This window comes from Streptomyces sp. 6N223, from assembly GCF_052246635.1.
Classification (GTDB): domain Bacteria; phylum Actinomycetota; class Actinomycetes; order Streptomycetales; family Streptomycetaceae; genus Streptomyces.
Genome location: NZ_JBQQCA010000009.1, coordinates 12967 through 33163 on the forward strand (window position 1 = coordinate 12967; position 20197 = coordinate 33163).

20 protein-coding genes are annotated in these 20197 nt (G+C 76.0%); 5 read left to right on the top strand and 15 right to left on the bottom strand.

The genetic code is table 11. The features are described from left to right. Window positions 1–18 precede the first annotated feature (18 nt). The 5 genes from msrA to ACTWQH_RS08400 all read right to left on the bottom strand — a co-directional run bounded on the left by msrA (window position 19) and on the right by ACTWQH_RS08400 (window position 4122). Window positions 19–684 (bottom strand): peptide-methionine (S)-S-oxide reductase MsrA, encoded by a 666-nt coding sequence (msrA, locus tag ACTWQH_RS08380; protein WP_443285838.1) that lies wholly within the window; start codon window positions 682–684, stop codon window positions 19–21. A gap of 86 nt (window positions 685–770) precedes the next feature. Then, window positions 771–914, bottom strand: coding sequence for a hypothetical protein (locus ACTWQH_RS08385; protein ID WP_443285741.1), 144 nt, complete (start codon window positions 912–914; stop codon window positions 771–773). Between the two features lie 160 nt (window positions 915–1074). Beyond that, entirely contained in the window at window positions 1075–2037 is a 963-nt protein-coding gene (locus ACTWQH_RS08390) for a cytochrome c oxidase assembly protein (protein ID WP_443285742.1), read from the bottom strand. Continuing rightward, complete coding sequence (locus tag ACTWQH_RS08395) at window positions 2034–2786, bottom strand: type 1 glutamine amidotransferase (protein ID WP_443285743.1); 753 nt, start codon at window positions 2784–2786, stop codon at window positions 2034–2036. The genes ACTWQH_RS08390 and ACTWQH_RS08395 overlap by 4 nt, the downstream gene beginning before the upstream one ends. Before the next feature lie 94 nt (window positions 2787–2880). Continuing rightward, window positions 2881–4122, bottom strand: coding sequence for a MurT ligase domain-containing protein (locus tag ACTWQH_RS08400; protein ID WP_443285744.1), 1242 nt, complete (start codon window positions 4120–4122; stop codon window positions 2881–2883). A gap of 160 nt (window positions 4123–4282) precedes the next feature. On the opposite strand from ACTWQH_RS08400, the gene ACTWQH_RS08405 reads away from it, so the two are divergent. After that, the gene (locus ACTWQH_RS08405; protein ID WP_443285745.1) at window positions 4283–4477 is read left to right on the top strand and encodes a hypothetical protein; all 195 of its coding nucleotides are present in this window, start codon (window positions 4283–4285) and stop codon (window positions 4475–4477) included. Window positions 4478–4489: 12 nt separating this feature from the next. On the opposite strand, the gene ACTWQH_RS08410 is transcribed toward ACTWQH_RS08405, so the two are convergent. After that, on the bottom strand, window positions 4490–5698 hold the full coding sequence (locus tag ACTWQH_RS08410) for an ROK family protein (RefSeq protein ID WP_443285746.1): 1209 nt from the start codon (window positions 5696–5698) through the stop codon (window positions 4490–4492). Between the two features lie 17 nt (window positions 5699–5715). Between ACTWQH_RS08410 and ACTWQH_RS08415 the strand changes: the two genes are divergently transcribed. Both ACTWQH_RS08415 and ACTWQH_RS08420 read left to right on the top strand, forming a co-directional pair. After that, window positions 5716–6948 carry an MFS transporter gene (locus tag ACTWQH_RS08415; RefSeq protein WP_443285747.1) on the top strand — a complete coding sequence of 411 codons (1233 nt, stop codon included), beginning with the start codon at window positions 5716–5718 and terminating at the stop codon, window positions 6946–6948. Between the two features lie 40 nt (window positions 6949–6988). Beyond that, on the top strand, window positions 6989–7735 hold the full coding sequence (locus ACTWQH_RS08420) for a maleylpyruvate isomerase family mycothiol-dependent enzyme (RefSeq protein ID WP_443285748.1): 747 nt from the start codon (window positions 6989–6991) through the stop codon (window positions 7733–7735). Window positions 7736–7827: 92 nt separating this feature from the next. Here the strand turns inward: ACTWQH_RS08420 and ACTWQH_RS08425 are convergent, their stop codons facing one another. The 4 genes from ACTWQH_RS08425 to ACTWQH_RS08440 all read right to left on the bottom strand — a co-directional run bounded on the left by ACTWQH_RS08425 (window position 7828) and on the right by ACTWQH_RS08440 (window position 12721). Beyond that, window positions 7828–8226 (bottom strand): MarR family winged helix-turn-helix transcriptional regulator, encoded by a 399-nt coding sequence (locus ACTWQH_RS08425; protein ID WP_443285749.1) that lies wholly within the window; start codon window positions 8224–8226, stop codon window positions 7828–7830. A gap of 282 nt (window positions 8227–8508) precedes the next feature. Next, window positions 8509–9174 (bottom strand): response regulator, encoded by a 666-nt coding sequence (locus tag ACTWQH_RS08430; RefSeq protein ID WP_443285750.1) that lies wholly within the window; start codon window positions 9172–9174, stop codon window positions 8509–8511. After that, window positions 9171–10427 (bottom strand): sensor histidine kinase, encoded by a 1257-nt coding sequence (locus ACTWQH_RS08435; RefSeq protein WP_443285751.1) that lies wholly within the window; start codon window positions 10425–10427, stop codon window positions 9171–9173. Before ACTWQH_RS08435 ends, ACTWQH_RS08430 begins: the two co-directional genes overlap by 4 nt. Before the next feature lie 53 nt (window positions 10428–10480). Beyond that, window positions 10481–12721, bottom strand: coding sequence for an MMPL family transporter (locus ACTWQH_RS08440; RefSeq protein ID WP_443285752.1), 2241 nt, complete (start codon window positions 12719–12721; stop codon window positions 10481–10483). A 162-nt stretch (window positions 12722–12883) separates the two neighbouring features. Between ACTWQH_RS08440 and ACTWQH_RS08445 the strand changes: the two genes are divergently transcribed. After that, complete coding sequence (locus tag ACTWQH_RS08445; RefSeq protein WP_443285753.1) at window positions 12884–13669, top strand: AfsR/SARP family transcriptional regulator; 786 nt, start codon at window positions 12884–12886, stop codon at window positions 13667–13669. Here ACTWQH_RS08445 and ACTWQH_RS08450 read toward each other — a convergent pair. Then, the gene (locus tag ACTWQH_RS08450; RefSeq protein WP_443285754.1) at window positions 13627–14934 is read right to left on the bottom strand and encodes a geranylgeranyl reductase family protein; all 1308 of its coding nucleotides are present in this window, start codon (window positions 14932–14934) and stop codon (window positions 13627–13629) included. The two genes, ACTWQH_RS08445 and ACTWQH_RS08450, sit on opposite strands and share 43 nt — an antisense overlap. 179 nt (window positions 14935–15113) lie before the next feature. On the opposite strand from ACTWQH_RS08450, the gene ACTWQH_RS08455 reads away from it, so the two are divergent. Beyond that, window positions 15114–16538 carry a dipeptidase gene (locus tag ACTWQH_RS08455; protein ID WP_443285755.1) on the top strand — a complete coding sequence of 475 codons (1425 nt, stop codon included), beginning with the start codon at window positions 15114–15116 and terminating at the stop codon, window positions 16536–16538. A 51-nt stretch (window positions 16539–16589) separates the two neighbouring features. Here ACTWQH_RS08455 and ACTWQH_RS08460 read toward each other — a convergent pair whose 3' ends face one another. The 4 genes from ACTWQH_RS08460 to ACTWQH_RS08475 form a co-directional block, all read right to left on the bottom strand. After that, window positions 16590–17222 carry an LPXTG cell wall anchor domain-containing protein gene (locus ACTWQH_RS08460; protein WP_443285756.1) on the bottom strand — a complete coding sequence of 211 codons (633 nt, stop codon included), beginning with the start codon at window positions 17220–17222 and terminating at the stop codon, window positions 16590–16592. Window positions 17223–17360: 138 nt separating this feature from the next. Further along, window positions 17361–18023, bottom strand: a complete 663-nt coding sequence (locus ACTWQH_RS08465) for a class F sortase (protein WP_443285757.1) — start codon at window positions 18021–18023, stop codon at window positions 17361–17363. A 126-nt stretch (window positions 18024–18149) separates the two neighbouring features. Beyond that, the gene (locus tag ACTWQH_RS08470) at window positions 18150–19172 is read right to left on the bottom strand and encodes an NUDIX domain-containing protein (RefSeq protein ID WP_443285758.1); all 1023 of its coding nucleotides are present in this window, start codon (window positions 19170–19172) and stop codon (window positions 18150–18152) included. A 25-nt stretch (window positions 19173–19197) separates the two neighbouring features. Beyond that, window positions 19198–20163, bottom strand: a complete 966-nt coding sequence (locus ACTWQH_RS08475; protein ID WP_443285759.1) for an ROK family protein — start codon at window positions 20161–20163, stop codon at window positions 19198–19200. Window positions 20164–20197: the final 34 nt, after the last annotated feature.

Genomic DNA, 20197 nt, shown 5'->3' on the forward strand with positions numbered 1-20197 from the left:
GCGGCGCCCGGCGCCCGGTCACCGCGGCCACGCCCGCCCGACGTCCGCGAGGACGCCGGTGCCGCCCAGGCCGCAGTAGCCGGCGGGGTTTCTGGCGAGGTACTGCTGGTTGAGCGCGCTCGCGGGGTAGAAGGGGAACCCCGCGGCGGCGTGGACCTCGGTGGTGATCCGGCCGTGGCCGGCGGCGGTCAGCGCCCGCTGGTAGCGCTCCCGCGTGTCCTCGGCGGCCTCCCGCTGGGCGGGCGTGTGCGTGAACAGCAGCGACCGCACGTGCGTGCCCACGTCGTTGCCCTGCCGGAAGCCCTGCGTCGGGTCGTGGGACTCCCAGAACAGGCGCAGCAGCCGCCGGTAGGGCACCCGCTCGGGGTCGAACACGACGCGGACCGTCTCGGCGTGCCCGGTCAGGCCGGAGCGGATCTCGTCGCCGACCGGCCAGGGGGTGTGGCCGCCCTGGTAGCCGGCGACGGTCGTCCACACGCCCGTCGTCTGCCAGTAGCGGCGCTCGGCGCCCCAGAAGCAGCCCAGGGCGAAGTCGGCGGTCTCCAGGTGCCCGGGGTAGGGGCCGAGGAGCGGGGTGCCGAGCACGAGGTGCCGTTCGGGGACGGCGTAGTCGGGCTCCGCGCGGCCCGCCGGGGCCTCCTCGGGGGTCGGCAGGCGGGTCACGCGGCGGCGTTCGAACAGCATGGCGCCAGTGTCCGGGCTGTGCGCCGCCGCGCGGAAGGGCACTCCCGGCCGGATGACCGGGGTGCGGTCCAGGCCGCCGGCGTTGGTCACCTGGAGGCCGAGGCCCGTGCCGGAGCCCTGGAGAGGGGTTCGTTCAACGGCTCGAAGTGGACCCGGGAGTTGCCGGCGTAGGCGGTGGTGATGCGGTCCCACACGGCGTGGCTGTCGGAGGTGGACAGGCCCGAGGGCACGACTTCGTCGTCGGCCGGCCCAGTTGACGCCCTGGATGCCGCCGACGGCCAGCGGAATGGCGTCGTCCGCCGCGCCGGTGGCCGGTGGCGGGTGGCCGCTAGGAGCCGACCCAACGAGGGTCAACGAGTCCGCACAGAAGGCCGCACGGAACGCCTCGCCTCAGGCGCCGCGCGAATCCAGGCGCCGCAGCAGCGCGTTGTACGCCGCAAGCTCCCGCTCGCCGTCCCGCTCCGCGACGCGGTCGCGGCGGCGGGCCACGCGCTGGTCGGCCACGTACCACTGCACGACCAGGACCACGAGGACCACCACCGTGGGCACCTCGCTGAACGCCCACGCGATGCCGCCCGCCGCCGACTGGTCGTCCACCGCGTTCACCGACAGCGAGGCGGCCGGGGAGGCGAAGGTATCCACCACGGGCTCGGACGACATCATCAGCGCGATGCCGAAGAAGGCGTGGAAGGGCATGGTGGCGAACAGGCCCAACAGCCGCATCGGGAAGCTCACGCGGTGCGGCCCGGGGTCGACGCCCATCACCGGCCAGAAGAACAGCAGGCCGACCAGGAGGAAGTGGAGCATCATGAACCGGTGCCCGGCCTGCGTCTCCATCAGGGTGTCGAACAGGGGCGTGAAGTACAGGCCGTACAGGCTCGCGACGAAGAGGGGGATGGCGAACGCCGGCGAGGTCACCACCCGGGCGGGGCGGCTGCGCACGGCCCGCGCCACCGCGCCGCGCAGCGCGCCGCCAGCGCCGGAGCGCGGCAGGCCGCGCAGGATCAGGGTGACGGGGGCGCCGAGCAGCAGCAGGATGGGGGCGAGCATGCTGAGCACCATGTGCTGCACCATGTGGACGCTGAACAGCACCATGCCGTAGTCGTGCAGCCCGGTGACGGTGACCGCGAGGACGCACAGCAGCCCGGCGGCGAACGCCGCGCAGCGGCCCACCGGCCAGCCGTCGCCCGCGCGCCACATGCGGGCCACGCCCCAGGCGTAGAGCGCGGCCGCCACCAGGCAGCCGGCGAGGAACAGGCCGTCGCCGCCGAGGTCCAGGGCCCGGTCCCAGGTGAAGGGGGCCGGTCCCGTCCCGCCGTGCCCGCCGTGCCCGGCGCCGCCCTCGCCCGTCATGACGGCCTGCCCACCGCCGCGATGCGCTCGGACCGCAGCTCCTCGTACCAGCGGTCGTCGACGGGCGCGAGGTCGGCCACGTTCCAGGCGCGCTTGAGCAGCACGTCGGCCAGCAGCGGGTTCCGGGCGAGGACCGGGCCGTGCAGGTAGGTGCCGAAGATGTCGCCCTGCCAGGCGCCTTCGACGCCGCTGTTCTCGCCGTTGCCGAAGCCGGCGCGGACGTGCCCGAGCGGGCGTACGCCGCTGCCGAGCCGGGTGACGCCCTGGTGGTTCTCGAAGCCGGTGAGCACCGGCAGGCCCAGGGACTCGTCGGCGTCGGCGAGCACGTCGCCCACGCAGCGCTGACCGGTGCCGCGGACGCTGACCACGTCGAGCAGCCCGAGGCCGGCCTCCCGCTCGCCCAGGTCGTTGACGAACTCGTGGCCGAGGATCTGGAAGCCGGCGCAGACCGACAGCACCACCGCCCCGCCGTGGGCGGCACGCACCAGGCCGCGGTCGGCGCGCAGCCGCTCGGCGGCCAGGCGCTGCGGCCGGTCCTCGCCGCCGCCGATGAGGTAGATGTCGCCGGAGACCGGCACCGGCTGGTCCGAGCGCACCTCGACGCGCTCGACGCGCACGCCGCGCTGGAGGGCGCGGCGTTCGACCACCAGCATGTTGCCCCGGTCGCCGTAGGTGCTCAGCAGGTCGGGGTAGACCCACACCACGCGCAGCGCCGACTCCGAGGACGACGCGGAACCCGAAAGACTCACAGGGACCTTCCTCCCACTCCCACAGCCACACCCGGCCGGCCGAACGCCCGGAACTGGACCCGCATCGCCGTCACCCTCGCCGTCGTCTTCACCGTCACCCGCCGACCACGCGCCGCAGGTCCTGGAAGCACGTGTAGTTGGCGATGACCTCCACGCGGCCCGGGGGCAGCTCCGTCATGGCCTCGCGCAGCGTCTCGCAGACGCGGAAGGTGACGCCCGCGACCTCGAGGCGGACGGCGAGGTCGAGGCGGCGGTCGCCGATGACGGCGATGGGGTGCCCGGCCAGGCGGGTGTAGTCGACGTCCCACAGCCAGGAGGTGTCGGTGCCGTCGGCGGCGCGGGCGTTGACGCCGAGGACGACGGGCACGGAGGTGTCGCCGCCGACGATGGAGAAGGTCTCCAGCCATCCGGCGGGGTTCTTCGCCAGCAGCAGCCTCACCTCGCGGCCCTCGTAGGTGACGACGCCGTACCGGCCGGCGACGGCGGTGACGGACTGCATGCGCTGCAACGCCACCCCCGGGGGGACGCCGAAGACGGCGGCCGTGGCGGCGGCGACGGCGGCGTTGGCCTTGTTGGCGCGGCCGGGAAGCTGGAGGTGGATGGGCCACGCGGAGCCGTGCGGGTCGAGGACGTTGTCGCCCGAGAGGACCCAGGTGGGGGTGGGGCGGCTGAAACCGCAGGCGCCGCAGTGCCAGGAGTCGTCGGGGCGCTGGAGGACGCCGCCGCAGGAGGGGCAGGACCAGGCGTCGTCCTTCCACTCCTGGCCGGCGGCGACCCACACGACGGTGGGGGCGGAGGTGGCGGCCCAGACGACGAGGGGGTCGTCGGCGTTGGCGATGACGGTCGCCTTGGTGCCGGTCAGCCCCTCGCGCCACCGCTCGGCGAGCATTCGCGTCTCGGCGGCGCGGTCGAGCTGGTCGCGGGAGAGGTTGAGCAGCGCGACGGCCTTGGGCGAGACGGCCTGGGCGACGCTGATGAGGTACTTCTCGTCGACTTCGAGGACGCCGTAGCGGGCGTCGGCGCCGCGCGAGAGGGCGGAGGTGATGCCGGCGGGCATGTTGGCGCCGAGGGCGTTGGAGACGACCTCGCCGCCGGCGCGCAGGGACTCGGCGATGAGGCGGGTGGTGGTGGTCTTGCCGTTGGTGGCGGAGATCAGCACCGTGTCGAGGTGGCCGGAGAGCCGGGAGAGCAGGTCGGGGTCGAGCTTGAGCGCGACGCGGCCTCCGATCACCGATCCGGAGCCGCGGCCCGCGGCCCGCGAGACCGCGGCCGCCGCCCTGCCTGCGGTCACCGCCAGTCTGGCGCGTGCCGACAGCGGCTGGGTGCTGTCTGCCATCGTTCGTGATCCTCCTTGCCCCTGGGCGTCCGGGCCAGCCTATCGAGGTCCGGGCAGGGGTTCGTACGCGTCACCCGGACGCACGCGCCACACGATCACTACGGCGAGTGGCGATTAGAGTGCTGAGAGTGAAGTCGTGTTGGCGGCATCGGGAGTGCTCATGGTCTTGTCGGTCTCCGGGGTCCTGCTGCTGGGCGTGATCGTGATCCTGTTCTTCCGCAAGGACGGCCTGAAGCTGTCGCATGCGCTGGTGTGCGGCCTGTTCGGGTTCTATCTGGCGGGCACGTCGGTGGCGCCGAGCATCGAGGCGGGCGGGGAGCGGCTGGCGGACCTGCTGGGCGGGATCTCGTTCTAGCCGGGCGGGGGGTTACGCGGGCTGGGCGGCGAGGGGGTCGTCGAGGACGGGCTGCCAGGCGAGTTCGGCGGCGCCGACGAGGCTGCCGTGGTCGAGGGTGCACGGCAGGACGGGGACGCTGCCGCTCCTGCCCCACAGGCTGTGGCGTTCGACGGTGGCGCGCAGGCGTCCGGCGTCGGCGTCGAGGAGCCAGCGGTGGAGGCCGCCGAGGATGATGCGGTCGGGGTTGAGGATGTTGACCAGCCCGGCCAGGCCGAGGCCGAGGCGATCGGCGACGGTCCGGGCGGCGGCGCGGGGGGCGGGGTCGTCGGTGGTCCGGGCGGCGTCGAGGAGGTCGCGGGCCTGGTCGAGGAGGGAGCGGTCGGGGTCGGGCTCCCGTCCGGCGGCGGCCAGGAGGGCGGCGGGGTCGGTTTCGACGTCGAGGCAGCCGCGGCCGCCGCAGTGGCAGGGGTGGCCCTGGGGATCGACGGTGAGGTGGCCGACCTCGAGAGCGAGGCCGGCGCTGCCGGTGTGGAGGCGGCCGTCGAGCACGAGGGCGCCGCCGACGCCGCGGTGGCCGGTGGCGACGCACAGCAGGTGCTGGGCGCCCCGGCCGGCGCCGTGGCGGTGTTCGGCCAGCGCGGCGAGGTTGATGTCGTTGCCGCAGAAGCCGTCGGCGTCGATGCCGGCCTCGGCGAGGCAGCGGTTGAAGATGTCGCGGACGGGGGCGCCGGGGGGCCAGGCCAGGTGGAGGGGGTTGAGGGCGGTGCCGTCGGGCTCGGCGACGGCGGAGGGGACGGCGAGGCCGGCGCCGACGCAGCGCCGGCCGGACTCGCGCAGCAGCCGGGCCCCGGACCGGACGACCTCGCGCAGCACCTGGGCGGGGTCGGCGTCGACGGTCATGCAGCCGGGGGCGGTGGCCACGATGCGGCCGCCGAGCCCGACGAGGGCGGCGCGGAAGCCGTCGGCGTGGACCTGGGCGGCGAGGGCGACGGGGCCGTCGGGGGCGATGGACAGGCGGTGGGAGGGGCGGCCCTGGCTGCCGCCGGCACCGGGGCGGGCGTCGACGGTGATGAGGCCGAGGGTCTGCAGCTCGGCGGCGACGGCGCCGGCGGTGGCCCGGGTGACGCCGAGTTCCGTGGTGAGGACGGCGCGGGTGGGGGCCCGGCCGGTGTGGACGAGTTCCAGCGCGGGGCCGAGGGCGTTGCGGCCTCGCTCGAGCCTGGTACGGGTGCGGGTCACGCCCCTATTCTCACTTTGTGCCTGCGATAAACAAACTGAGGACGATGTTCGGGGCGGGTCCGCGGGGGGATCCGGGGCTGCGGCGGCTGCGCGTCGCGATCAGCGCGTTCTTCGCGCTGGACGGTTTCGTCTTCGCCGGGTGGGTGGTGCGCATCCCGGACGTGAAGGAGCAGACGGGGGCGTCGTCGAGCGCGCTGGGGCTGGCGCTGCTGGGGGTGTCGGCGGGGGCGGTGGTGACGATGGTGCTGGCGGGGCGGTTGTGTCAGCGGTTCGGGAGCCATCCGGTGACAGTGGCCGCGGGCGTGCTGCTGGCGCTGAGCGTGGCGCTGCCGCCGCACACGCACTCGGCGCCGGCGCTGGGCGGGGTGCTGCTGGTGTTCGGGACGGGGTTCGGGGCGGTGAACGTGGCGGCCAACAGCGCGGCGGTGGACCTGGTGGCGGCGCTGCGGCGGCCGGTGATGCCGAGCTTCCACGCGGCGTTCAGCCTGGGCGGCATGCTGGGGGCGGGGGTGGGCGGGCTGGTGGCGGGGTGGCTGTCGGCGGCCTGGCATCTGGCGTTGCTGTGCGTGGTGGGGCTGGCGATCGCGGGGGTCGCGGGGCGGACGCTGCTGCGGCAGCCGCCGCCGCGCCCGCGTGGGGCGGCGGCGGTGGAGCCGCGGGGGCGTGGGCGCATGGCGGCGGGGGCGGGCGGACGCGGGTGCGCGCGGTGGCTGGTGGGGGTGGTGGGGTTCATCGCGCTGTGCACGGCGTACGGGGAGGGGGCGTTGGCCGACTGGAGCGCGCTGCATCTGAAGGAGACGCTGGGCGCGGGGGCGGGCGTGGCCGCGTCGGGGTACTCGGTGTTCGCGCTGGCGATGACGGTCGGCAGGCTGGCGGGCTCGGCGGTGCTGGCGCGGGTGGGGCAGGGGCGGACGCTGGTGGCCGGCGGGTCGATGGCGGCGGTGGGGATGCTGCTGGGGTCGTGGGCTCCGACGGTGTGGCTGGCGCTGGTGGGGTTCGCGGTGACGGGACTCGGGCTGGCGAACATCTTCCCCGTGGCGATCGGTCAGGCGGGCGCGGTGGCGGGGCCGCGGGGGGTGGCCGCGGCCTCCACGCTGGGGTACGGGGGGCTGCTGGCCGGGCCGGTGGCGATCGGCTTCATCGCGGAGTGGGTGTCGCTGGCGGCGGCGCTGACGACGGTGGCGGTGCTGTCGGCCGGGGCGGCCGTGATCGCCTACGCCACGCGGCGGGCGGTGCGCTCGCCCGCCTGAGGGGGTGGACGCGGGCGGCGTTTCGGGGAGAATCGGCCGGGTGGAGACCGGTGACTTCCTGACGGTGCTGGATCGTGAGGGCGAGCTGCTGATCGACGCCGCGGGGCGGGCCGGCGCGGACGCGGCGGTGCCGTCGTGTCCCGGCTGGCGGATGCGGGACCTGGTGCTGCATCAGGGGAACATCCACCGCTGGGCGACCGGCTTCGTGGCGGGGCGGCTCGCGGCGTTCGTGCCGGTGCCCGCGGAGCGGGTGGCGGACGGGGAGCTGGAGAGCTGGTTCCGGGACGGGCACGGCTCCCTGATGGCGGCGCTGTCCGGCGCGGCGGAGGACCTGGAGTGCTGGGCGTTCCTGCCGGGGGCGCGCTCGCCGCGGCACTTCTGGGCGCGGCGGCAGGCGCACGAGACGACGGTGCACCGGATCGACGCCGAGCTGGCGGCGGGCGGGGCGCCGACGCCGGTGCGGGCGGAGGTGGCGGCCGACGGCATCGACGAGCTGCTGACGGGATTTCACGGGCGGGAGCGCAGCCGGGTGCGCAGCGAGCGGCCGTGCGCGCTGGGGGTGCGGGCGACGGACGCGCCGGGGGCGTGGTGGCGGGTGCTGCTGTCCGGCGGGCCGCCGCGGGTGGAGCGGGGCGAGCCGCTCGGGCCGGTGGAGTGCGAGATCAGCGGGCCGGCCGAGGCGCTGTATCAGGCGTTGTGGAACCGCCGGCCGTTCGGCGGCGACGGGGTGAGGGTCGCCGGGGACGGGGAGGTGGCGGAGCTGTGGCGGAGGACGTCAGCCATCTGAGCGGCCATCTGAGCGCGGCCATCTGAGGGCGGCCATCTGAGGGCGGCGATCCCGGGCCGGGGCGGGCCCGGCCCGCGGAGCCGGGCGCCGGGTCAGTCGGCGGCGGGCAGCATCCGCGCCAGCACGGCCCGCTGGTCGGGCAGCGCGGCGGCGTGGCGTTCGCGGCCGGCGTCGGTGAGGGTGACGCGGACGCCGCGGCGGTCGTCGCTGCACATGGCGCGGGTGACCAGGCCCTCGCGCTCCAGGCGGGCGATGAGGCGCGAGAGCGCGCTCTGGCTGAGGTGGACGCGGCAGATGAGCTCCTGGACGCGGTAGGCGCAGCTGCCGTCCTCGGCCTTGCCCTGGGCGAGCACGTCGAGCACCTCGAAGTCGCTGGCGCCCAGGCCGTGGGGGTGGAGTACGCGGTCGAGCTCGCACACGGTGCGGGCGTGGAGGGAGAGCGTCTCCCGCCAGCGGGCCACGAGTACTTCGTCTGCCGTCATCCCGGGCATGGGGGGCACGCTACCAGAGATTCGCCCATCGTTGCACCGTAATTAAATGCACTTGCAATCGATTCTTATGTATGTAGCCTTGTCGCCCAGGACGTCGCCCGACCGGCGAGCGGGCTGCGCGTACGCCGGCGTCGCCCGGTGGTCGTCGCCGCGTCGGTGCCCGCCGTCGCGGCGGAGCCTCGGGAGACCGCCGAGGCGGAGGCGCCCCACGGCTGGGGCCGGGCGCCTCACGGGGGGGACGGGGGGCGGCCCGGCCGGCGGGGACGGGCGGCGGAAACGCCGTCAGCCCAGCCAGCCGGGCCGCACCAGCCCCGACTCGTAGGCCAGGACGACGAGTTGCGCGCGGTCGCGGGCGCCCAGCTTGACCATGGCGCGGCTGACGTGGGTCTTGGCCGTCAGCGGCGAGACGACCAGCCGCCGGGCGATCTCCTCGTTGGACAGGCCGATGCCGACCAGGGCCATCACCTCCCGCTCGCGCTCGGTGAGCCCCGCGAGCCGGGACGCCTCGGCCGGCTCCTTGGAGCGGGCGGCGAACTCGGCGATGAGCCGCCGGGTGACGCCCGGCGAGAGCAGCGCGTCGCCGGCGACCACGGCCCGCACGGCGCGCAGCAGCTCGTCCGGCTCGGTGTCCTTCACCAGGAAGCCGGAGGCGCCGGAGCGGATCGCCTCGAAGACGTACTCGTCCAGCTCGAAGGTGGTCAGCATGACGACCCTCACGCCGTCGAGCGTGGCGTCCTCGGTGATGCGGCGTGTGGCGGCCAGCCCGTCCAGCAGCGGCATCCTGATGTCCATCAGCACCAGATCCGGCCGCATGTCACGCACCAGGGCCAGCGCCTCCTCGCCGTCCGCGGCCTCGCCGACGACGGAGATGTCGGGCTGGGCGTCCAGCAGGGCGCGGAACCCGGCCCGCACCAGGACCTGGTCGTCGGCGAGCAGTACCCGGATCATGTCGTCTCCCCGTTGCCGCGTTCGGTGGTTTCGCCGTTGCCCCCGCGTCGCAGCGGCAGCCGGGCGGTGACGCGGAACCCGCCGTCCTCGCGGGGCCCGGCCGTCACGGTGCCGCCGAAGGCCGCGGCGCGCTCCCGCATCCCGACCAGGCCGTTGCCGCCGACCGTGCCCTCCCCGGTGGCCGGGCCGTCGTCGTCGATCCGCAGCTCCAGCTCGTCGGCGGCGTACCGCAGCAGCACCCGGGCCGTGCGCGAGCCGGAGTGCCGGACGGTGTTGGTCAGCGCCTCCTGCACGATGCGGAACGCGGCCAGGTCCGCGCCGGGCGGCAGCGGAGAGGGCGTGCCCTCGGTGCGGGTCGTCACGGTCAGCCCCGCCCGCTCGGCCTGGGCGGCCAGCTCCGGGAGCCGCGCCAGGCCCGGCGCGGGGGCGCGGGGCGCGGCGCCCCCGGGCGAGCGGAGGGTGTCCAGCACCTGCCGCACCTCCCCCAGCGCCTCCTTGCTGGCGGACTTGATGGTGGTCAGGGCGGTGCGCGCCTGGTCCGGGTCGGAGTCGAGCAGGGCCAGGCCCACGCCCGCCTGCACGTTGATGACGGAGATGCTGTGGGCGAGCACGTCGTGCAGCTCGCGGGCGATCCGCAGCCGCTCCTCGTCGGCACGGCGCCGCTCGGCCGCCTCGCGCTCCGCCTGTTCCCGGGCGACCTGCTCGCGGCGGGCCCGCAGCAGCTCCGAGACGGCCAGCACCGCGACCGCCCACGCCGCCACGGCGCCGCCGAAGCCCCAGGGGGCCGGGCCGTCGTCGTCCGGCGGCAGCCACCGGTACAGCCAGTGGCCGGTCAGCAGCAGGCTGCCCCAGAACAGCCCGAGCGCGCCCCAGGCGGCGTGGCGGTGCCCGGCGACGACCGCGCCGAAGGCGCCGACGACAACGCTGAGGAAGATCGGGCCGTAGGGGTAGCCGGCCGCGAAGTACGCCGCGGCGACGGCGGCGGTGCCGAACGCCGCCAGCGGCGGGTGGCGGTGGCGCAGCACGAGCAGGGCGGGGCCGAGCGTCAGCAGGGCGTAGCCGAAGACGTCCAGGTCGACGCGGTGGTCGGCCCGCTCCTGGTTCTCGCTCGCGAAGGTCGAGCCGACGAGCTGGATCAGCAGGACCACGGCCGAGGACAGCCACGGCAGGCGGGCGACGGCCGGCGGCGCGGCCAGCCAGCGCTGCCAGGGCGGGCCGCCGGGCCCGGACGCCCTGCTGGTGTGCTCGGTCATGTCCGCAACGCTAGCGGGGGACGGCGGCGGGGCGCGTCAGCCGAGCGCGGGCCTCACACGTACTCCCGGCGCAGTACGCCGTCGTCCGGCGGCGTGCCGGGGGCGGCGGGCGCGGGTGCGGCGTTCTCGCGCAGCCCGAGGCGGGCGTGGAGGCGGGCCAGGGGCGCCGGCGCCCACCAGTTGGCGCGGCCGGCCAGCCGCATGGTGGCCGGGAGCAGCACGAGGCGGACGAGGGTGGCGTCGGTGGCGATCACCAGTGCGGCGCCGACGCCGAGTTCCTTCAGGAAGACGACGCCGCTGGTGGCGTAGACGGCGAAGGTGAGGGCGAGGATGCCGGCCGCGGCGGTGATGAGGGGGGCGGTGCGCCGGATTCCGTCGGCGACGGCGCGGGGGGTGTCGCCGGTGCGGTCGTGCTCCTCCTTGATGCGGGAGAGCAGGAACACCTCGTAGTCCATGGACAGGCCGTAGGTGACGCAGAACATCAGCACCGGGACGCTCGGCTCGATGGAGCCGGTGGGGGTGAAGCCGAGGAGGCCGGAGAGGTTGCCGTCCTGGAAGATCCACACCAGGGCACCGAACATGACCGACAGGCTGAGGAGGTTCAGCAGGGTGGCCTTCAGCGGCAGCAGGACGCTGCCGGTCAGCAGGAAGAGCACGGCGCAGGTGACGAGGAGGATCAGGGCGGCGACCAGGGGCAGCCGGTCCAGGAGGGTGGCGCGGAAGTCGGTGGTCTCGGCCGGGTAGCCGCCGACCTCGGCGCCGTGGGGGGCGGCGATGGCGCGGACGTCGGCGACGAGTCCGGGCACGTCCCCGTCCATGGCGCGCTGGGTGGGGACGACGGACAGGCGGGTGGCGCCGCCGGGGGAGGTCAGGGCGCTGGAGCCGGGGCCGGGTCCGGCGGCGAGCGCGCCGTCGCGGTGGGTGCCGGCGGCGGAGACGACGTGGAAGACACCGGGGACGCGGGAGAGTTCGGCGGCGAGGGCGGGCACGTCCGCGGCGGTGCCGGTGGGGACGACGAACAGGGTGTCGGTGGGCTCGGCGGCGAAGTGGTCGCGGATGGTCTCGGAGGCGACGCGGCTGGAGGTGCCCTCGGGCAGGGTGCGCTGGTCGGGGAGGCCGAAGCGCAGCCCGAGCAGCGGGGAGGCGGCGAGCAGCAGCAGGGCGAGGGCGGCGCCCCCGGCGGCCAGCGGGCGGCGCATGACGCGGTGGGCGGTGCGGTGCCAGAAGCGGCCGGTCGCGGCGGGCGGGTGGGGGCGTTCCACGCGGTGGCCGAGGCGGGCGAGGGCGGCGGGGAGGACGACGACGGCGGAGACGACGGCGGTGAGCACGACGAGGATGCCGGCGTAGGCGAAGGAGGCGAGGAAGAAGAAGGGGAAGACCAGCAGCGTGGCCAGGGAGACGGCGACGGTGGCGCCGCTGAAGACGATGGTGCGGCCGGCGGTGGCGACCGCGGCGGTCACCGCGTCCTCGCGGGGGCGGCCGGCGGTGCGCTCCTCGCGGTAGCGGTTGATGAGGAACAGGCCGTAGTCGAGGCCCAGGCCCAGACCCAGGACGAGGGCGAGGTTGGCGGCGAAGGCGGAGACCTCGGTGACCTGGGCCAGCAGCCGCAGCCCGGCGAGGGTGCCGAGCACCGACAGCAGGCCGGTGCCGACGGTGAGCAGGGCCGCCACGGTGCGGCGGTAGATGAGGATCAGCAGGAGGAGGACGGTCGGCAGGATGATGGCCTCGGCGGTGAGGAAGTCCTCGGCGGCCTGCTCGCTGACCTGGCGGGAGACCTCCTCCTGGCCGCCGACGGTGACGGTGACGTCGTCGGTGGTGCGGGTCAGCTCCGGGGAGAGATCGGCCAGTTCGCGGCGGGTCTCGGTGGCGTCGCCCTCCAGGCGGGCCAGGACCAGGGCGCGGTCGCCGTCGCGGCTGCGCAGGGCGGCGTCGCGGCCGGGCCAGTAGGAGGTCACGTCGGTCACCATCGGGTGGGCGGCCAGCTCGCGGGCGAGGTCGCGCCCGGCGGCGGCGACGCGGGGGCTGTCGATGTCGCCGCGGGCGGCGGTGACGAGGAGGGCGAGGTTGGGGTTGCCGGTGCCGAACTCGTCGCGGAGGGTCTCCTGCACGGCGACGGATTCGGTGCCGGGCGCGTCCCAGCGTGCCAGGTCGAGGTCGTCCTGCGCGCCGGCGCCGTAGGCCCCCAGGCCCAGCAGGAGCGCGACGGCGGCGAGCAGGATGGCGCGGGAGCGCCGCACGGTGAAGTGGCCGAGCCTGGCCAGCGGCCCCTGGCCGCCGTGGTCGCGCGGGGGCATCGGTGTCGTCGTTCCTTCCCGGGGGTGGCGCGCCCGCGGGTGTCCGGGCGGCGGGCTGCCAGGTTCGCCCGCCGCGCTGACCGTCCGCTGGAACGCCCACTGGAACGCCGGCCGGACGGCAGGTGTGGCGGCGTTGCCGGGCGCGGACGCTAGGCTCGGGCCATGGCCGAGGGTCTGCGTTGTGAGCTGCTGGGCCCGCTGCGGGCGTCGCGCGGCGGCGTCGAGGTGCCGCTGGGGCCGCCCCGGCAGCGGGCCGTGCTGGCGGTGCTGCTGCTCCAGGACGGGCGGCCGATGACCTTCGAGGCGCTGGTGGACGCGGTGTGGGGCGAGCGGCCCCCGGCCCAGGTGCGGAACCTGGTGCAGAAGTACGTGTCGGGGCTGCGGCGCGCGCTCGCGCCCGAGACCGCCGCGGGCACGGTCCGGCTGGGCTGGACCGGCAGCGGATACCGGCTGGAGGGCGCCGGGATCGACGACATGACGGAGCGGGCCGCACTGCTGCGGGAGGCGGTGACGGCCCGGGACGCCGGCCAGCTGCGGCGGGCCGGGGAGCTGGCGGCGCGGGCCGAGGCGTTGTGGCGCGGGGAGTTCGCCGAGGGCCTGACCGGGCCCTACCTGGCGGCCGAGCGGCGGCGGTGGGCCGAGAAGCGGCTGACGGTGCTGGAGGCGCGGATGGAGGCGCAGATCGAGCTCGGCCGCTACCACGAGTGCCTGCACGAGCTGATGCGGCAGGTGACCGCGCACCCGCTGCGCGAACGCCTGGCGTGGCTGCTGATGCTCGCGCTCTACCGCAGCGGGCGGCCCGCGGACGCGCTGCTGGCGTTCGAGGAGGCGCGGCGCCGCATCGCGGAGGAGACCGGCGCCGATCCCGGGCCGGCGCTGCGCGCGCTGCACGAGCGGATCCTGCGTCAGGACCCGGGACTGCTCCCGGAGTCCGCGCTCGCCTCCTGAGAGCCCTGAGAGTCCTGAGAGGAACGCCCCCGGGCCTCGCCGTCCGCCGGCGTCTGGCGGTCGAGGGCGGCCAGCGCGCGGCGGGCCAGCGGGTGGGTGCGGACGACGCCGGCGAGGGTGGTGGAGCCGCGGGTGATCTGGGTGAAGATGGTCCACACCGGGCGGACGCCGATCATGGTGGCGTGCAGCATCCGGGGGCGGTGGGAGAAGATCGCGTGCATGCGGCGGCCGACGCCCATCTCCACGCCCAGCCCGGACTTGATGGCGAAGGTGTAGTTCAGGGCCTGGCGGCGGGCGTCCACGGCGTCCTGGGCCTCGGCGACGCGGGCCGCCCACTGCCCGGCCAGGCGGCCGGAGCGCAGCGCGAAGGAGATGCCCTCGCGCGTCCACGGCTCCAGCAGCCCGGCGGCGTCCCCGCAGACCAGGACCCGGCCGCGGGTCAGCGGCGAGTCGTCGGTGCGGCAGCGGGTGAGGTGGCCCGATGCGATGGCGGGCTCGAAGCCGGACAGGCCCAGGCGGGCGACGAAGTCCTTCAGGTAACGCCGGGTGGCCGCGCCCTGGCCGCGTGCGGAGATGACGCCGACGGTGAGGGTGTCCCCCTTGGGGAAGACCCAGCCATAGGAGCCGGGCAGCGGGCCCCAGTCGATCAGGACCCGGCCCGCCCAGTCGGCGGCGACCTCCGGCGGCACGGGGATCTCCCACTCCAGGCCCAGGTCCACCTGCTCCAGGCGCACGCCGACGTGCGTCCCTATCCGGCTGGCGCTGCCGTCCGCGCCCACCACGGCGCGCGCCAGCAGGCGCCGGCCGTCGGCGAGGACCACGGCGACGGTGCGCCGGTCGGGGACGCCAGGGCCGTGCTGCTCGACGCGCGATACGGCGGTACCGGTGCGCAGCACGACGCCGGCGGCCACCGCCGCCTGCGCCAGGCGCTCGTCGAACTCCGGGCGGTTGACGAGCCCGAACAGCATCCGGCGGGAGCGGCGGGTGCGGGCGAGCCGGCCGTTGAGGGAGAACGTCACGGCGTGGACGCGGTCCAGCAGCGGGAGTTCGAAGCCCGGCGGCAGCGCGTCGCGGGAGGGGCCGATGATGCCGCCGCCGCAGGTCTTGTAGCGGGGCAGCTCGGCCTTCTCCAGCAGCAGCACGCGCCGGCCCGCCTCGGCGGCGGCGCGGGCCGCGGCGGACCCGGCGGGGCCCGCGCCGACCACGACGACGTCCCACACCCCCTCGTTCCCGTTCCCGTCCCCGGCTGCGGTCTCGCTGCTCACGTTGTGCCGTCGCTCCCCGCTGCGTGTCGTGCCGCTCGTGCTGTGATCACCCGCAGAGCATCCTAATGCGGCGCCGGCTCGCGGGCGGCGGGGCCGCGGCGTGGGGCGGCCGGCGGGCGCTGTGAAATCATCGCCATCATTCCCGGACACCCGACCGCACCGGCACGAGGGAGCGTTCCATGGAGCACGGCCAGGTGGCGCACGGCACGGACGACGAGACGGGCAACGCCGCGGCGGGCGCCGCGATCGCCGAGGCGGTCGCGGCGCTCATGCCGCGGGCACGGCGGGAGCTCGCGGAACTGGTCGCCTTCCGGTCCGTGGCGGACCCGAAGCAGTTCCCCGCCGACGAGTGCCGGGCGGCGGCCCGGTGGGTCGCCGACGCGCTGCGCGCCGAGGGCTTCCCCGAGGTCGCGGTGCTGGACACGCCGGACGGCAGCCAGGCGGTGTACGGGCACCTGCCCGCGCCCGAAGGGGCGCCGACGGTGCTGCTGTACGCCCACTACGACGTGCAGCCCCCGCTGGACGAGGCGGCCTGGACCTCCCCGCCGTTCGAGCTGACCGAGCGCGACGGCCGCTGGTACGGGCGCGGCGCCGCCGACTGCAAGGGCGGCGTCATGATGCACCTGCTCGCGCTGCGGGCGCTCACGTCCGCGGGCGGCGGGGTGCCCGTCGGGGTCAAGGTGATCGTGGAGGGCTCGGAGGAGCAGGGCACGGGCGGCCTCGAGCGGTACGCCGAGCGGCACCCCGAACTCCTGGCGGCCGACGCCGTGCTGATCGGGGACACCGGGAACGTGCGGGCCGGGCAGCCGACGGTCACCGCCTCGCTGCGCGGCATGGCGGCGGTGCGGGTGCGGGTGGACACCCTGGCGGGCAACCGGCACTCGGGCGTCTTCGGCGGCGCCGTGCCCGACTCGCTCACCGCGCTCATCCGGATGCTGGCCTCCCTGACGGACGCCGACGGCTCCCCCGCCATCGACGGCCTGGACACGGCGGGCACGTGGGACGGCGCGCCCTACCCCTTCCCCGAGGACACCTTCCGGGAGGACGCCGGGGTGCTGGACGGCGTGGGCCTGGTCGGCTCCGGCACGATCGCGGACCGCCTGTGGGCGCGCCCGGCGGTCACCGTCCTGGGCATCGACTGCCCGCCGGTGGTCGGCGCCACGCCCTCGGTGCAGGCGAGCGCGCGGGCGCTGGTCAGCCTGAGGGTGCCGCCGGGCATGGAGGCGGGCGCGGCGGGCGAGCTGCTGGCGGAGCACCTGCGGAAGCGGGTGCCGTGGGGCGCGCGCGTCACGGTGGAGCCGACGGGCGAGGGCCAGGCGTTCCGCGCCGACACCGGCTCCCCGGCGTACGGCGCCATGGCGGCGGCGATGCGTGAGGCGTACGACGGCACGGAGATGGTGGTCGTCGGCAAGGGCGGGTCGATCCCGCTGACGAGCCTGCTGAGCGGGCTGTACCCGAAGGCGGAGTTCCTGCTGATCGGCCTGAGCGACCCGGCGGCGCAGATCCACGCGGTGGACGAGAGCGTCTCGCCGGAGGAGCTGCGGCGGATGGCGGTGGCCGAGGCGCTGTTCCTGCGGGGGTACGCCGCGATGGCGCGCCGCTGACCGCGTGGCGGCGGCGCGCCGGCCCGGCGCCCGGGCGCTGCGCGGCGCGGGTCAGGCACGTCCGCGCGGGCGGCGGCGCACGGCGAGGACGCCGCCGGCCAGGGCGAGCGCGGTGATTCCGGCGCCGGCGAGCAGCATCGTGGGGCCGCCGGAGCCGCCGGTCTGCGAGCCGCCGACGCCCGCCTGGGCGCCGAGCGTGGGCTTGGCGGTCGTGACGGTCGCGGCGGGCGTCACCGTCGACGTGGCCGTCGCGGTGGCCGTGGCGGTGGCGGTCGTCGTGGCGGTGGGGGTCGAGGTGGGTGTGGTGGGCGAGACGATGGTGAGCACCGCCGTCGCGGTCTCGTCGCCGCAGCTGAAGGCGACCTCGTACTGCGCGCCGACGCGCGCGTCGGCGTCGACCGTCGTACGGGCGCTTTGTATCTCTCCTGCCATGCCCAGTCCAATCCTGTCGAAGACCGCCGACTCGGCGAACGCCTCGAAGTCCGTGCACCCGTCGACGGTGAGGTCCACCGCCCCGCCGGGCTGGACGGAGCTCGGCGAGACGCTGACGCTGAAGTGGACGCCCGGCCGCGCCAGGGGCGCGCCCGGGCCGGTGACGCCGAGGGCCGCGGCCGTGGGCGCGGCCGCCGCGAGGACGGTTGCGGCCAGACCGGCCCCGGCGAGTGCCGTACGCGGTGTGCTCATCAGATGGCTCCTTCGTGGGAAGTGCGCGACCCCGCACGAAGACACTAATCCGACAAGTTCCCTCGTATGCCATTGAATAGGACAAACGGGTTACGCGAGGCGGGCGCGGGGCGGGCGCGGGGCGGGCCGGGCGGGCGTTCACCGGATGCCGCTCAGCCGCGCGAAGACCACGACGTTGGCCTCGTAGCCGGCGCCCTCCTGGTAGGCGCCGCCGCAGGTGATGACCCGCAGCTCGGCCCGCTCGGTGTCCCGGTAGACGCGCGGCGGGAAGCGGTCCTTGTCGAAGACGGCCGTCTCGTAGACGGTGAACTCCACCGCCCGGCCGTCCTCGCGGATCACCTCGACGGTGTCGCCGGGCAGCAGCGCGCCGAGGTCGTAGAAGACGGCCGGGCCGGCGGCGGCGTCGACGTGGCCGACGAGGACGGCGGTGCCGCGCTCCCCCGGCGTGACCGCGCCCTCGTACCAGCCCGCGAGGCGCTCCTCGCCGGGCGGCGGGGCGGCGACCCAGCCCTCCGCGTCCAGGCCCACGGCCACCAGCGGGGCGTCCACGCCGACGGCCGGGATCGACACCCAGGTGGGCGTGGCGGACGGCAGCGCCGGGGTGGAGCCGCCGCCCGGGGGCGTGGCCAGGGCCGCTCCCCCGGCGCCGGGCGGGGCGGAGGGCTGCGGCGGGCCGGCGCCCGGCGGGTCCTCGGCCGCGCCCAGCATCATGGTCACGCCGAGGACCACCGCGCCGACGGTGATGCCGAAGGCGACCCGGGCGGCGGGCCCCGGATCGTCCGCGGTCGCGTCCCACTCCATCGGGCAACACGCTAGAACGGCCCGTGGGCGTCCGCGATTCGTGGCCGTCCGGGGGCGGACGCGGGCGGATCGGGGGCCGTAACGCACGGGCTGAGGGCTGGGACCGCGCCGGGCTCCGCCGGACGGTCAGGCGCCGACGGGCACGCCGGCCTCCAGGTTGAGGGGACGGCCGAGAGCCCGGGCGCGCAGCGCCCAGCGCAGCCGGGCGTAGCGGCCGGGCGAGAGCAGGTGCTCGGCCTCGTCCTCGGCGGCGAAGCGCCAGCCGCGCAGCTCGGCGCCGGGCAGCAGGACCTGGTCCAGCAGGTCGGGGCCGAGGCGGCCGCCGTCGAACAGGAGCCGCAGCCCGCCGTAGCGCGGGGGGTGCGGCGGCTCCCAGTCCACGATGAGGAGCGAGGGCTCGTGCGGCAGGCGCAGGCCCAGCTCCTCGGCCACCTCGCGGACGGCGGCCCGCGCGGGGGGCTCGCCGGCCTCCACGACGCCGCCGGGGAACTCCCAGCCCGGCTTGTAGGTGGGGTCCACCAGCAGCACCCGGTCGCGGTCGTCGAAGAGGAGCACGCCCGCGGCCAGGGTCTCGGCGCGGGGGGCCGGGGTCTGCACGATCTGGCAGGTGCCCGCGCCGCTCCGGGACGCCTCGGCCAGGGCCTCGGCGGTCTGGCGGGGGGTCAGACGGGAGGCCTCCACGGTGTGGGCGTCGTCGGTCAGCCACGGCAGCGCGGCGTCGTAGCGCGGCAGGTCCGCCAGGCAGCGGGTGCGCACGGCGTCGCCCTCCACGGCGGCGCGCTGGTCGATCCGCGCGCGAAGGAACGTTTCCTCAACGTGGAGCAGGAAGTGCTGCACCGTGATGCGGCGGGCCGCCAGGCCGCCGAAGATCTCGTCGCGGTGCTCCTGGTGAAGCAGGGTCATCGGCGCGATGAGAGGGCCCGGCATCTCCGACAGCAGGGCCGCGGCGGTGTCGACGACCAGGCGGCGCCAGGAGGGCAGGTCCTGGACGTCGTCGACCTCCGCCAGCCGCTCCTTGGAGAGCATGGTGCGCAGTCCCGCGCCGACCAGCTCGGGGTCGTAGAGCGTGCTGCCCGGGAGCAGGTCGAGCAGTTCGCGCGCGGCGGTGCTCTTGCCTGCCCCGAACGCGCCGTTCAGCCAGATGATCACGGACCCCCTCCTTCGTCACCCTTGTTCAGGTGCCCGCTGCACCCTGTGCCAAAAACGTGTCCGATTCGCTTCGGCAGGCGGCGGCCGCGCCGACGAGGCCGGCGTCGGTGCCCAGCTGGGCCGGCACGACCTCGAGGTTCCGCACGAAGGGCAGGGTGGCGTACTCCGTGAGGGCCCGGCGCAGCGGCGCGAAGAGGACGTCGCCGGACTGGCTGACGCCGCCGCCGATGACGGCGGTCTCGATCTCCACCAGGGTCGCGGTGGCGGCGATGGCGGCGGCCAGGGCGCGGGCGGCGCGGTCGAACGCGGCCCGCGCGATGGGGTCACCGGCGCGGGCGGCGGCCGCCACGCCCGCGGCGGTGGCGTCGCCGCCGGGGGTGGCGGGGCGCCAGCCGGCGTGGTGGGCGTAGCGGGCGATGTTGGTGCCGCTGGCGATGCGTTCGACGCAGCCGCGGCCGCCGCAGGGGCACAGGTCGCCGTTGAGGTCGACGCTGATGTGACCGATGTGGCCGGCGTTGCCTGTGGGGCCGGGGCGCAGCCGCCCGTCGAGGATGAGGCCGCCGCCGACGCCGGTGGAGACCACCATGCACAGGGCGTTGGCGCGTCCCCGGGCGGCACCGCACCAGTGCTCTCCGGCGGCGATGGCCGCGCCGTCGCCGACGAGGGTGACGGGCAGCGGCCCTGTGGTCTTGCGGATCCCCTCGACCAGCGGGAAGTCGCGCCAGCCGGGGATGTTGACCGGGCTGACGGTGCCGTTGCGGGCGTCGACCGGCCCGGCGCTGCCGATGCCGACAGCGGTGACCCGGGGCCACAGCTCGTGGGCGGTCAGCAGGGTGACGACGTCGGTGGCGGCCTGCAGCACGGTCTCGGCGGACTCGGTGGCCGGGGTGGGGCGCTGTACGCGATGCAGGAGGCGGCCGCCGGCGTCCACGAGGGCGCCCGCGATCTTGGTGCCGCCGATGTCGACGGCGGCGACGAGATCCATGGTCATGGTGGTGAAGCCTGATCCGTGATGGTCTGAGTTG